The organism is Arundinibacter roseus (genome assembly GCF_004348825.1).
GTDB classification, from domain to species: Bacteria; Bacteroidota; Bacteroidia; order Cytophagales; family Spirosomataceae; genus Arundinibacter; species Arundinibacter roseus.
On record NZ_SMJU01000011.1, the window covers coordinates 133,586 to 147,493 of the forward strand.

The following is a 13,908-nucleotide window of genomic DNA, read 5'->3' on the forward strand; positions in this document are numbered from 1 at the left end:
TGTTTTGTATTCAATGAAACACTTTTTAAGAATAACACTCTGCTTCCTTACCATCCATTCTACGGTTTTCTCGCAGCAGAAACCAATAGTTTGGAATAATCCCATTCGGGAGGGACTCAATGTCTATGGAATGAAAGACTTTTACCTGTTACCCGAAAGCAATTCGTTCTTTTTGGTGGGCACTTCCTACAAAAACCATTCTAAAAACGTGGCGGGCCTGGTCCTATACAAATCCAATAACCTAAAAAAATGGGAGGAAGCAGGGAAATTGATTGACACAAAAAAATTGTCAAAACAATCCTGGTTCTACGATATTTTCAACGCTCCCGAAATACATACTTACAACAATAAGTATTACCTGATTTTCAATGGTGGAAATTCGTTGAAAAACCCATACAAAAAAACGGGATTTGGGATAGCGGTCAGTAGCTCAGCAACTGGCCCCTACCAAGTGTTGAACGCCGATAAAATGTTGTTTGAGAGCAATCATACTACGTTGGTTTTTGATGAACACAAACAGCCATTCGTGTTTTTTGAGATGGATGGACGATTCTATTCTGTAAAAATTGATTTGGAAAATGGGAAAACGTTTTCCGAACCAACTGAGTTTTTAGGCCCCAAATCGTTGGGCGAAAAATATAAGTACCTCGATGCTCCCCAGTTCTATGTCAAAGATGGCAAATTTCACCTGGTATTTTCGCAGTTTTATGCAGGCTACATCATAAAGGTTTTTCACTATGCAGCAGATTCACTTCACGGAAAATATAGTGAAGTACAAGATCCGCTTTATACATGGCTCGAAGCCGAAGCCGACGAGGGTATCAAAGCCCAATACCCAACGATCAATGGCTTTGCACCACCAACCCAGGTGATTTTCTCTAATCAAGTCGTGGAACTTCAAAAAGGTAAATTTGGGCTCGTGTATCATAGTTCTGAAAAATACTCCGAGCCTGCCCTTTGCATAGATACCTTCGATTGGGAAAACGACCAAATCAAAATTCACAACCCCAAAAGTCCATTTCAAGGAATAAATCTTGGCACCACAACCCGCTTTATGAGTACCCATGGCTACGAGAATTGTCTCGAAATTAAGAATGAGAAGGTAAGGGTTGTAATTGAACCAAACCTGGGCGGACGAGTATTGATTTATGAAATAGCAGGTAAAAATATCATGTACGTTGATACCACCCAAAACGGATGGACCCTTGAAAAAAATGGATTTACCCAACCCTCAGCAGGAAGGTTTGATATTGGACCGGAGGCCGTTACACCAAAACGAAACACCACCTGGGCAGGAGCCTGGAAACCAGAAATAATTGACAATAAAACGGTAAGAATTACTAGTAAAAAAGATTCAGTGGCTGGAATTCAAATGGTTCGGGAATTTCGTTTGGAAGCCAATAGTACACAATTGAGTTGTACTCAGCTTGTAAAAAATATATCAAACGAAGAGATTTCAGGCAATCATTGGGGGCGAACCTTCGCTGTGGGCGGGGGTATAGCCCTTGTCCCCAAAAACCCAAAAAGTCGATATCCAAAAGGTTATTGCATATACCGTCCTCCCTTCAATGGGATAGATTTCAAACCTGCCGCTGAACCCAATGTAAACGTGAAAGAAAACATCATTGAGATTAAAAATACCCCGTCACAACCCAAATTTGTGATGGATAACGTAGAAGGTTGGCTCGCTTATGCCGCACCAAACGACCTGCTTTTTATCAAAAAATACCCAATCTATCCCAACCGTGTTTATGGCGAAGTAACGGCGGCTACTTCTTCTATTTGGTACTACAAAGATACGATGGTTGAAATTGAACCGATCGGTCCGCTTGAAGTGCTGAAACCCAATGAATCTTTCTCTTTTACCGAAGATTGGTGGTTGACGGAATATGATTTTCCAGGGGATAGAAACCTGAACATTGCTAAAATCAAACAAATCATAGAGGTCTTAAAATGAAGAAATTAGTATTTTTTATATTCGTAATCATCTGTTCGGCGGCCTTTGCAGAGGTTCAGACATACAGTGTCCCGGCAGACATTTCTTCGGGTAACTCTTTCATTTATCCCTCGAAAGAATACAAAGTGAAGCTGTTTCAGGACCAAATCTTTCAGCCGTTTGTCTACACGATGAGTGCGATGCACAGCACCAATGTGTCTAAAACGACGGGGTGGATAAATTTTTCTTTTTCGGGTAAAGTAAAGGTTCAGGTTACAAAGGTTAATGGCACTATCGTATTTTGTCAAATTTTACCCAAAAACAAAAACATCAAAGTTGAGATTAAAGGAAATGTAGCAGAATTTGAACTTTCGGAGGCAGGACATTATTCGGTTGAATTCCAGCAGGGGATTGTGATTGACCACCCCTTGCTGCTATTTGCCAATCCACTCGAAACCGATGTGCCCTCAAAAAACGACCCCAATACCATTTTTTTTGGAGATGGAATCCACGAAATCGGTGATAAATACCTAATCCCAAGCCACAAACAGGTGTACATTTCGGGTGGTGCGTACATCAAAGGTCAGTTCTATGCCGAAAACGGAGAGAATATTTCCATGTCGGGCAGAGGCATTATTTCCGGCGAAAACTACCCTGCTCGCACCGCCAATCACATGTTGGTTTTTAAGAATGTCAATAATGTTAAGCTCGAAGGAATCACCATCATTCACGCACCTCGCTACATGATTTCTGTTTCGGGACAAAAAACCGACATAAACAATGTAAAAATGCTTGGTTGGTGGTTTAGCACGGATGGGATTTCGGCAGGTGAAAATTCGGTCATCGAAAATTGCTTCTTCAAGGTCAATGACGATGCCATCAAATTATATTCAAGCCATACAATCGCAAGAAAAAATGTCATTTGGCAAATGGAAAACGGGGCTCCTTTTATGATTTCGTGGAATGGTACCAAAGATTTTGGCAACTGCCAGGTTATTGATAATGACATCATCAGGGTGGAACATTCGTGGGACAACGAAAATCTCGCCGTCATTTGTGCCGTGCATGGCGGGAAAGCCCGCATCAGCCATTTTTTATTTGAAGATTTAAGAATTGATAATTCGGACTGGCGAGTATTTCATGTTATCACCAAACCCAACAGATGGGGAAAATGGGACCCCGAACAAGGGAGTATTGCCGATATGACCTTCAAAAATATCTCTTACACGGGAACTCAAAAAATCAAAAGCCTCATCATGGGGCATGACAAAAACCATTTGGTCAGTAACTTCACCTTTAAAAATCTTACGTTTGGAAACAAGAAAGTCAAAAACCTTTCAGAGATTTTGATCATTGATGGCGATACTACTCAGGACATACGACTCAGAAATGATTAAAACTACGATGATACCAGTTTTGATCGTCAAAGTTATTAAATCAATAGGGACCATTCGTAAAGACCTGCATTCATCGAGCCTGCAAAAGCCAAAGTGTTCCATCCACTTTTGGGTCACTGACAAATCCGCATCTACTGGCAGGATGCCCGAAATCAACGCAAAATTTTAAAAAAAGCAGAGCGAAAATGCGATTTTTAAGACTACAAGGCCTCTTTGGAAAATAGAACAAAATCTACAAAGTTTTAGACAAACCAAATCATGAGCATCAATTTACTTTTGAACACACATTCAAAGTAAGCAAGCTCGATGAAAAAAATTTACAACTACTTATGCACATGCCTGCTGGTATGGTTAGGATGTACTGCTACCTTACATGCTCAGGTTAAAGGAACCGTACTTGACTCTGAAACCTCAGAGGGTCTACCTGGTGTCAGTATTCTGATTAAAGGTACTACCAAAGGAGTAACCACCGACCAGAATGGGAAATTTCAGCTTGCGACTGATGTTCCCAAAACGTCTACCCTAATTTTCAGCTATATTGGCTACGAGAAACAGGAAGTAGAAATTGGTAACCAAACCGAGCTGACAATAACACTTCAGGCTGCTGCCAATACTCTGGAAGAAGTGGTAGTGTCAGGTTATGGAATCGAAACTCTTCGCAAAGATGTTACAGGTGCCGTTTCCAAAATTGACAAATCTACCTTACAGAATACTGCCCCGGTCAATACCACAGAACTTCTGCAGGGGCGAGCGGCCGGTGTCAATATTATTTCAAATGACGGCTCACCGGGCGCGGGAATCAATATCAACATTCGGGGTGCAGCTTCTATTTCTGCGGGTACTTCCCCCCTGATCGTAATAGATAATATCCCTTACCTTACCTCTGCCAACGATGTTTTTAACCCTTTGGCAGCCTTGAATCCCAATGACATCGAGTCGTTGGACATTTTGAAAGATGCTTCCGCTACGGCACTTTATGGCGTAGGAGCTACCAACGGGGTGATTGTAATCACGACCAAAAAAGGGAAGAAAGGTAAACCCCGCATTAATTTTACGGTAAATGAAGGCATTGGGACCTTCGCCAATCGCCTCAACGTCCTGAGTCCGCAAGACTATGCACTCTACCGTGCCGAGATTTCCCGCTCTTACGCCCAAAATCAGTTTATTCTCTCGCCAGGTTTTCCAGGTATGTGGGAAATGCTCGCCAGCCCAACGATTGAGGGCTTTTCAGACGTGAACTTTCAGGAAGTACTTCAAAACAACTACGGGGTTACCAATACCGATGGAAACGATTGGTTAAATCTGATTACCCAAAATACCCGAAAGCGTATTTATAACTTCGATTTCTCGGGGGCCAATGAATTGGGTACATCTTATTTTGCCTCAGTGGGCTACACCGACGAAACCGGTGTCCTGATAAACTCCGGATTCAGGCGTCTTTCTGCCCGCCTCAACCTTGATCAGCGTCTCTCAAAATTTATGACGGTTGGCTTACGTCTGCAATATGGAAATACCGCCTATAACGGCCTCATTGGCGACTGGCGGGTGGATAACGCTGTGGCGCAATCTGTGTTTCTGAACCCGTTCATTAACCGGGATAATATCACGGGCGCCCCCGAAGGGTTGATCAATAATGGCGGGCAGGGTGTGGGTCCTGAAAGTCCCGAATATCGACTCCAACAAACTGAGCTTACCCGAAATCAAGATCAGCTTCAGGGAACTGTGAATTTATCCATCAAACCTACGGACTGGTTTGAACTGGCGTTTACAGGTGGATTCATTCCAGAGAATACCACTCGTAACTTCTTTGTGTCAGGAATATTGCGGGAGGCCTCCAATACACGCGGCAGAGCCGAAATCGATGCAGAACGTAACATTCGATGGAATCTCCAGCCCCGCATTGCCATCAATAAAAGTTTTGGCGATCACAAAATTAACGCTACCATGGTATATGAGCTGCGTAAAAACAGCAGCAATAGAGTGTATACCCGTTACGAGCAGTTCAGTACAGAGGTCCTCAGGGAGTTTTCGTTGGGGGCCGCGTCGTCCATTATCTCAATACCTACTTATTTTGATATTCGCGACAGGTCCTACATTGCCCGTGCGCAATACGATTTCAAAAGTAAGTACATCCTGACGGCTTCGGCTCGTATTGACGAATCGTCGCGGTTTGTGAGCAATCGACGGGGCTTCTTTCCGGCAGTGTCTGCCGCATGGAACGTGAGTGACGAAAAATTCATGGATTTTTCCAAAACGTATTTGTCTGCCCTCAAACTCAGGGTGGGCTATGGCATCACGGGGAATAACCAAATCCCGATTAATGCAGGATTAGCCCTGGCCAATCTCAGTACGGTTGGATATCCGTTCAATGATGCAGTAGCAACGGCAGTTGCTACCCGCGATCGGTTTGCCAATCCAGACATTACCTGGGAAACCACCGAAGGTAGAAACCTGGGCCTGGACATTGGGCTTTTCAATGATAAATTAGCAATTTCGACCAACCTGTACCGCAACGTTACCCGTGATCTGCTGCTGGACATTCAGCTGCCTGCCTATTCGGCTTTCGACAATGCCATCAAAAACATGGGATCTATCCGGAATCAGGGGTTAGAAATTGAGGTTCAATCTACCAATATTCAATCCAATACATTTACCTGGCGGACCAACTTCAACATTGCCTGGAACCGCAATAAAATTCTGAGCCTTGGCGGACAACCTGAAATCGGTTTTAGAGTGATTGGAACGGGTTCAAATCCCAACGACGTGATATTACGGGTAGGACAACCCCTGGGAGTGTTCTATGGTACTATTCAGGATGGACTGATTAACAACGACATCGAACGCTACAACTCTACACCCAAAGTACAGGATAACAATACGGGGGAATTTGGCTTTTATGATCTCAACGGCGATGGCAACATAGATCGCGAAGAGTATGTGCCAATTGCCTATACTCTTCCCAAACATACCGGAGGTATTGGCAACACCTTCAACTGGAAAGGCTTTGATTTATACGCATTTTTGAGATGGTCCTTTGGCAACGATGTAGTAAACAACAACCTCAATCGTGCGCACTACCTGCGGGGAGACAATAACCTGCAATACAATATAGTAGATCAAATTTGGAACCGTCAAAACCAGGATCGGAATTACCAAAGCTACTTCGCCATTTATACGACCCGAGTTGGTGCTACTTTCTCCCGCAGTGAAATGGTGGAAGATGGCTCGTTTCTGCGACTTGAAACGCTCCGATTAGGGTATAATATTCCGGCAAAATTTACGAAACAATACAAAATCGAACGGGTGAGAATCAATTTCACAGGTCAAAACCTCTTTTTGTTGAGCCGTTATTCCTGGTACGATCCGGAAGTAAACGCCGCCCGTGGACAAAACCGGCAACTTGCCCCAGGCCTGGATCAGGGCTCATATCCTCGTTCCAAATTCTATATGCTTGGACTTGAAATAGGATTTTAATTGCCGGTTTCCAACTCTCAATACTATTAACTAAGCAAGAAACATGAAAAAAATCAAACATATTCTTACCCTCGTACTTGTGGTTCTTACGACCTTTTCGTGTAATGAGGACTTTCTGAATCCGGAAATCAAAACTGATATTGATTTGGAAACTTTTGGGGCCACCCCGCAGGAAGGGCAGTTTTTGCTCACGCAGGTATACATCAACATGCGAAACGACAACTTCGTTGGCTCAGTGTACTGGGCATGGTTTCCAACTGATTACTCTGTCCCAAACCCAGGCACGACGGGTGCTCGCAGTTTTATTGCCCGTATGTCTCAGGAGGCTACTGACAGCGAAGCATTTGTTATCTGGACAGCGCAGTACCGGGTCATAGCATCTGCTAATTTGGTGCTGGAAAAAGCCGAAGCAGGACTGGCACAGCAGGATATTTCTGCTGCTGATCGCGCCGAATGGAACCGTATTGCCGGAGAGGCTTTGTTTGCAAGGGCTTTGTCCTATTTCAATTTGGTGCGCCTCTACCGGAATGTGCCCATCATAGAGAAGTTCTTCAAGAGTTTTGCTGACATTGATGCCGTTTCCAATGGAACACAAATGAAGGAACAGGAAATAAAGGTGTACGACTTCATTGCTGCCGATCTTGGCAAAGCCATTGATGTACTGCCTGTAAATGTTAATCGGGGTCGTTCCAACAAGTACTCGGCACATGCCCTGTTGGGTAAGGTGTACCTGCAAATGGCCAGTATTGAAAAATTCAGAGACCAAACGGGGGATGGTTCGAGCCATTACACCAAGGCTATTGAGAACCTTAACGTCGTTATTAACAGCGGGATTTATGATCTGAAAACCTATTTTCCTGATAACTTTATTCGCGCCAGGCAGTATACCGGAGCCAATGAGTTTTTGTTTACTCTCGAATTTAACGAAACCGACAAAGGTAATTTTAACATCCTTGGCAATAATTCAGGATTTGTCAATAACTCAGGTGCTTCATCAACGGTATTTTTGGGAACCCTGAATAGTGCCAATGGCGGGTCGTTTCCAACGGACCACGGTTGGTCGGCATTTGATCTAAACTCACCCGGTGATATTGTACGACGCTTTTGGACTTTTGAAGATGGTGAGTTTCGTACCTTCGATGCAAACGGCGACAAACGGCTGGCTAACTCGCTTTCTGATTGCCCCAACGGACAAGGTCCCAACTGTGAGATTTTCCTCAAAACCCAGGAACCCTATCAGTTTACACGTCCCTATTGGTTTGAGACCATCGCTGATGTCAATGCGTTCAGAAACAATCCTTCTACGGCTGATGTGGTTACTCAGCCAAATGGCCAAACGACATTTAGCCTGATTTGGGGCGGTGGTACACCGGGAGCAACGCCAAACATTAAGTTAGTGAAGTTCCGTCGGAATCCTGTTTCACAAGCTACCTATACCGACGCCACCTACGATGCCGACTACCCCGTGATGCGCTATGCTGAGGTACTTCTGATGTATGCCGAAGCCGCCAACGAACTCGGCAACACCACGACCAAACCCGTCGATGGAAAATACTCAGCCATCGAAGCGGCCAATCTGGTCCGGGATCGCGCCCGTAATTTTGTGTATTACAGCGATTTGAGCGTTAATAAAACCATTATTGATAACTCGCCATTCAAAGTAACGTATGGTGATGTATATTCCCGGCAGGCCAAGGTGGGTAATAGGCCCGGTCCGGCACTCACGGCCAATGCGGCAGATACGCTCACGAAGTATTACAACCAGATTTCGGCATTCAGAGGTTTGCGTGAAGTACCTGCTGCACCCGTGATTCGTAATTTCAAAGAGTTTCCAGCCACCAGCGGCTTTGTCCCTGATTATCCAAACACCTTTTCACAAACAGAATTAAGAGAAGAACTTCTCGATGAGCGCTGGCGCGAACTGGCCGGCGAAGCCAATGCCCGCTATTTTGATCTGGCACGTTATGGCCGATTGATTTCGGCGGTACAGTCGGCCATCAATTCGGTGAATCCGCTCACCAATCGAGACCTGACGGCTACTCCTTTTGGACAAAACACCTTACGTGTTCCTGACGAAAAATACACCTATTTCCCGATTCCGAAATCGGAAATTGACCGAAACCCCAATCTAAATCAAAATCCTGGCTATTGACACGTATAGGCTTTTTTTCAAAAACCAAACTGATGAAAAAAATGAAATCATTTAAGAACATATGTTTCTTTGCAGTGGCAGGTTTGTTGCTTGCAAGTTGCGAAAATGAAGAACTGGCAGTAGATGTTCCCTTTTCGGTGGATAAAGTAACCACAAAAGTTGGTGAAACGGTTACTTTCACGGTTGGGGCAGGTGCTAATCTTTCCTCAATCTATACCGGCGATGCAGGTAAAGATTATGATAAAAGCCGTATTAACCTGGTCGAAATGAAAGGCTTTTCCGAGGACTATCTCCGTAATAATCTGGTAGCCACCCGCCTCCCCGACTTGAAAGAGTACTTTTGGCACGTTCCGGATAGCCCTACACTGCCCGCTAACATGAGCCTCAGCAAAGGGAATTTGACCATATATGATGGTAAACTGGTGGCCTGGGACGTATCTAATTCGACGAATTCAAACTATCTAAGTTTTGAAGTTCCCAACGAACCCATTACCTGGACCATCAAACCGGAAAATGCAGTACTCCCAGCCATGTTAAGATACAACAACGCAACATTATCTGGTTTAGGTGCATTGAATACAGTTGCCAATAATGCTGTGAGCTTGTGGATGTCGTTCCCGGATGGATTCACCAAAGATAGTCAGCAGGGCACTTCGATGCGTTATGCTGTTCAGTTTGTAATTGATGGCAAAGCTTCGGCTCCGATATATCTTACAGGCACATTCCGGGAGTTGCTGCAAGCCACCAATATCAATCTTCAGGCAGCCATTGCTGCATGGCTTACTGCCAATCCTACTGCCAACGCCAAAGCAGGAATTGACGAAATCAGAATTACCCTCAATGCAGATAATCCTGCCACTACCGATGATGACGGTGATTTGCTTAACTATGTGGGGAAAGTCTATATCCAGGAAATTCGGGTAGGTGCAGGCGATAACATGATTAAGGCGTTTGACAAGGGCTTTTCCTTTAGCTACATCTACCCCGGCACCACAAGGACCTTTGAATACAAATACACCAAAGCCGGTACCTACAAAGCCACGTTGGTTTCAACCTTTGTAGGCCGCAAGCAGTATAGCGGCGACGGTTATCAAACGAACCGGCCTGAGGAAATTTCGGCAAGTGAATACCCTCTTGAACGGAGGATCAAAAGCGTTCAAATTGTGGTGGAATAAGAGATTTTTTGTGAAAAAGAAATTAGGGCTGGTCAGAAAACCAGCCCTTTCTACCATATTCTCCTATATTTTCTAATCCATGAAAAAAATAATGGTTTTCCTTTTCTCACTCTCACTATTCCTGGCTTGCCAAACCGCAGAAAACAACACCCCTTCGGCTCTTACTTCTACTATTCAGACCATCAATGATACCGATTTGATAGAACTTAAACTACCCAAAGGCGTTAAAAAACAGCAGGTTAGGTGGGATAAAATCTCAAACACGGTCAGCTTTATCGCCAATACGCAGTTTAGCGATATGCCCAACGCTGACCTTGATAAAGAGGGCTTTTACTGGTCTGTTCCTGCGGCCATCAAAACCGTGGTAATTGAAAAAAACGTCAGAATCACGGGTGGTTTCAGAGGCATGGGCAACTTGGCGATTGAGGGAAAAGACCGAGCCACGAGCGAAATCTTTGGCACCAACACCAAAGGTTGGTCGCTGGGACCCGATGGCAAAACGGACCCCAACACTTCCTGCCAGAACGGTGCAAAGGGTGATGACATCGTTCACGACTGTGAAAAGTGGAAATACGGTGCGGTGAGCTCATCTGCACCCAACACCACTACCCTGCTTATCAAGAATTTGACCATTACCAATGCCCGTAGTTATGCCATCACGAGTTTCAGTACCAAAATCATCATGGACGGCGTACACGTACGAATCACGCGGCCCCTACCCGACTACCACAGCAACTCTGACGGCATCAGTGCAGGGGCGGGTTCGATAGTCAAAAACTCAAAATTTGATTGCTGGGACGACGCCATTAAATTGTATCGTGATTTGACCGTTGAAAATGTAACCATCGTGCATAATTCCAACGGAGCTCCGTTTCAGTTAGGTTGGGGCAACGACAATAACGTCACCAATCACTCTCTCAAAAACATTTTGATTGAAGTCAAAAACCAAAGCTATACCAATTTGGCCTTGTTTTCAGCTTCGCTTACTTCTGGAAAAGTAACGCGAAATGTAACGATTGATGGCTTGAAAGTTCAGTACGAATCCACCCAAAAAGTGCGAGGAACTGACCCCTTGCCCCTTTTCCTGATGAAATCACCCGACGCCGTGATGAATCTCAATGCCCAAAACGTAAGTATGTCTGCCCCAATCGGACTTGGCGGAACTGGAAAAGTAAATCTGAATATTTGTGGTAGTACCGAAATCAGCAATCAATATTCTTGCGGCAACGTGAGCAATGTCAATGGGTGTGGATGGTAACAAAAAAAAATTTATGATGAAAAATTATTTACTAGTTGTTCTGATTTTTACGAACTGGTTTGATGCAGGTTTGGGTTTTGGTCAACACAATCTCAGCACGCCCTGGACGGATAAAATTGACAAAAATAATGTCCTGGGTGAGTACCCACGCCCCATGATGGTTCGTGAAAAATGGCAAAATCTCAACGGTACCTGGGAGTTTCAGCAGACCAAAGAATCTGACGAAGTTCCTTTCAAAAAATCATTGAAAGACAAAATCCTTGTTCCCTTTGCCTGGGAATCGCAACTTTCGGGAATCCAAAAGCAATTTGACTCCAATAGGGCCTGGTATCGCCGAAATTTTTCTGTTTCAAACGATTGGAAAGGCCAAAGAACTCTTCTGCATTTTGGGGCGGTAGACTGGCAGGCTACTGTATATATCAACGGTCGCTGTGTAGGCATACATAAAGGTGGATATGATGCTTTTTCGTATGATATAACCCCCTTTCTTAACGAAGAAGGCGACAATGAGCTGATTGTAAATGTTTTTGACCCGACCGATGAGGCAGCTATCGCCTATGGAAAACAAAATCGCAGCCGTTTTTCGGACCCTCAAAAATATGCCTATACACCTTGTTCGGGCATTTGGCAGACCGTTTGGCTCGAACCTGTACCCAAAATTTCTATTAAAGACTTCCACATAACACCAGATATAGATGCCGAAAAAATAACAATTTTGGTCAATCCAGAGGGGAAAGTAACGAATAAAATGAAAGTAGAAGTGGTGGCTTTTGAGGGCACAAAAGAAATCAGCAAAACCACCGGAGAATTCAATCAGCCATTTGAGTTAGAAATTCCTGAACCCAGGTTGTGGTCGCCATCGAATCCGTTTTTGTACGATCTCAAAATAAGCATCAAAGATAGTTTAACTGTCATTGACGAAGTGACGGGCTATTTTGGCATGAGAAAAATTTCACTAAAACAGGAAAAAGGCACACAACGATTGGCTTTAAACAATCATTTTTTGTTCCAGTTCGGCCCTCTCGACCAGGGTTACTGGCCCGACGGCATCTACACAGCCCCCACCGACGAAGCCCTCAAATGGGACATTGAACAGACAAAAGCCTGGGGTTTCAACATGATTCGTAAGCATATCAAGGTTGAGCCGCAACGTTGGTATTATTGGTGTGATAAACTCGGAATTTTAGTTTGGCAGGATATGCCCAGTACTTTCAAAAAGCGCACAGAAGAAGACAAAATTCAGTTTGAATCAGAACTTCAAACCATGATAAAACAGCATTGGAACCATCCGAGTATTGTCAATTGGGTAGTTTTTAATGAGCATTGGGGGGTGTATGATGTTGAGAGAATTACGCCAAATGTCATGGCTCTCGACCCCTCTCGCCTGGTAACAGGCAATAGCGGCATTGATGCCGGGCGTCCCAATCTTGATTTTGAGGTAGGGCATATCAAAGACAACCACAGTTATCGTCCGCCGTCGTTGCCGTTGGTAAGTAACCGCCGTGCTACGGTCAATGGTGAGTACGGAGCAATCGGCTATTTAGCCGAAGGACACGTTTGGGACGCTGATGGCCCCTGGGTTCATTACAACTACAAAGGCAAAGAAGATGCAACGGCTGAGTATGAGAAGTTTATCAAAATGATTACCGAAAAATTCCTGCAAGGCGGGCTATCCGGGGCTGTCTATACGCAATGGACCGACGTAGAAAACGAAATGAATGGGCTGTATACCTACGACCGTAAATTAGAGAAATTAGACAAAGAGAGAGTCAGAAAAGCCAATATCAGCACCTGGATGGTAGATAAACTTACGGGCAAACCTGTGGTTGGGGTAAATGAGTAGTATTACTATTTGCACTAAAACAATGCAAATAGTAATACTATATGCATCATTTTAGTGCAAAATTACAATTTGACTTTGTCTTATTGGAAAAACAAACGGCCTCCTGCACCACAATATTCCTTAAAAGATCGTCGCCAGAACTTTAAAAAGGTAGGGTTTGAAGCGTACATTTCACAAAATATTGTAGAGATAACTACAAGCGATTCCCCTGGGAAATTGGTTCTTTCAGGTTTGTAATGCTACTTTTTTCGGTTTCAGCCAGGCCCTCCGGTAGCCAAATCCGATGAGGGAATGCCGCCTTGGAGAGTAGCAAAGGGTTGGTAGATATAGTCATCTGCATCGTAATAACTGTTTGAGATACACATCAATATACAATCCTCTGAAAAATCGAACATCTCTCTCCAATCATCTGGTGGTATCAGTAATCCCTGCTGCTTACTTCTCAACAAATATGTAAACTCCGTGCTACCGGAATTTACATGTATCTTACAACTCCCTATCATACAAATCAACAAATGAGTTGTCTTTTTATGACGATGCCCTCCTCTTTTTTTAAGGGGTTTACCTTCAATGAAAAAAATCCGCCGGATGGTTTCGGGTAGAATATTTTCCACTACGGCCAGATTTCCGCTATCATCTGTAAAGACGGGAAGGTTTATCAAATTTGCCATAT

At 44.1% G+C, this 13,908-nt stretch carries 8 protein-coding genes; 7 read left to right on the plus strand and 1 reads right to left on the minus strand.

Annotation, left to right across the window (positions count from 1 at the left end):
* Positions 1-13: 13 nt before the first annotated feature.
* The 7 genes from EZE20_RS17700 (at position 14) to EZE20_RS17730 (ending at position 13,235) form a co-directional block, all read left to right on the plus strand.
* Positions 14-1,957 carry a family 43 glycosylhydrolase gene (locus EZE20_RS17700; protein ID WP_165933512.1) on the plus strand — a complete coding sequence of 648 codons (1,944 nt, stop codon included), beginning with the start codon at positions 14-16 and terminating at the stop codon, positions 1,955-1,957.
* On the plus strand, positions 1,954-3,333 hold the full coding sequence (locus tag EZE20_RS17705) for a glycosyl hydrolase family 28 protein (RefSeq protein WP_132120124.1): 1,380 nt from the start codon (positions 1,954-1,956) through the stop codon (positions 3,331-3,333). The genes EZE20_RS17700 and EZE20_RS17705 overlap by 4 nt, the downstream gene beginning before the upstream one ends.
* A gap of 306 nt (positions 3,334-3,639) precedes the next feature.
* Positions 3,640-6,807, plus strand: a complete 3,168-nt coding sequence (locus EZE20_RS17710) for a SusC/RagA family TonB-linked outer membrane protein (protein ID WP_132120126.1) — start codon at positions 3,640-3,642, stop codon at positions 6,805-6,807.
* 43 nt (positions 6,808-6,850) lie between these two features.
* Positions 6,851-8,959 carry a RagB/SusD family nutrient uptake outer membrane protein gene (locus EZE20_RS17715; RefSeq protein WP_132120128.1) on the plus strand — a complete coding sequence of 703 codons (2,109 nt, stop codon included), beginning with the start codon at positions 6,851-6,853 and terminating at the stop codon, positions 8,957-8,959.
* Positions 8,960-9,000: 41 nt separating this feature from the next.
* On the plus strand, positions 9,001-10,134 hold the full coding sequence (locus EZE20_RS17720; protein WP_132120130.1) for a DUF5017 domain-containing protein: 1,134 nt from the start codon (positions 9,001-9,003) through the stop codon (positions 10,132-10,134).
* A 79-nt stretch (positions 10,135-10,213) separates the two neighbouring features.
* Positions 10,214-11,392: a glycoside hydrolase family protein gene (locus EZE20_RS17725; protein WP_132120131.1), complete on the plus strand. Its 1,179-nt coding sequence runs from the start codon at positions 10,214-10,216 to the stop codon at positions 11,390-11,392.
* Positions 11,393-11,405: 13 nt separating this feature from the next.
* Positions 11,406-13,235, plus strand: a complete 1,830-nt coding sequence (locus EZE20_RS17730; RefSeq protein WP_199879919.1) for a glycoside hydrolase family 2 protein — start codon at positions 11,406-11,408, stop codon at positions 13,233-13,235.
* A gap of 254 nt (positions 13,236-13,489) precedes the next feature.
* On the opposite strand, the gene EZE20_RS17735 is transcribed toward EZE20_RS17730, so the two are convergent.
* On the minus strand, positions 13,490-13,906 hold the full coding sequence (locus tag EZE20_RS17735; protein ID WP_132120133.1) for a sugar 3,4-ketoisomerase: 417 nt from the start codon (positions 13,904-13,906) through the stop codon (positions 13,490-13,492).
* Positions 13,907-13,908: the final 2 nt, after the last annotated feature.

What these genes read in the sequence shown, in the direction of transcription:
- EZE20_RS17700 (WP_165933512.1), top strand. Translation starts at nt 14, where the DNA reads ATGAAACACTTTTTAAGAATAACACTCTGCTTCCTTACCATCCATTCT.
- EZE20_RS17710 (WP_132120126.1), top strand. Translation starts at nt 3,640, where the DNA reads ATGAAAAAAATTTACAACTACTTATGCACATGCCTGCTGGTATGGTTA.
- EZE20_RS17725 (WP_132120131.1), top strand. Translation starts at nt 10,214, where the DNA reads ATGAAAAAAATAATGGTTTTCCTTTTCTCACTCTCACTATTCCTGGCT.
- EZE20_RS17730 (WP_199879919.1), top strand. Translation starts at nt 11,406, where the DNA reads ATGATGAAAAATTATTTACTAGTTGTTCTGATTTTTACGAACTGGTTT.
- EZE20_RS17705 (WP_132120124.1), top strand. Translation starts at nt 1,954, where the DNA reads ATGAAGAAATTAGTATTTTTTATATTCGTAATCATCTGTTCGGCGGCC.
- EZE20_RS17735 (WP_132120133.1), bottom strand. Translation starts at nt 13,906, where the DNA reads ATGGCAAATTTGATAAACCTTCCCGTCTTTACAGATGATAGCGGAAAT.
- EZE20_RS17715 (WP_132120128.1), top strand. Translation starts at nt 6,851, where the DNA reads ATGAAAAAAATCAAACATATTCTTACCCTCGTACTTGTGGTTCTTACG.
- EZE20_RS17720 (WP_132120130.1), top strand. Translation starts at nt 9,001, where the DNA reads ATGAAATCATTTAAGAACATATGTTTCTTTGCAGTGGCAGGTTTGTTG.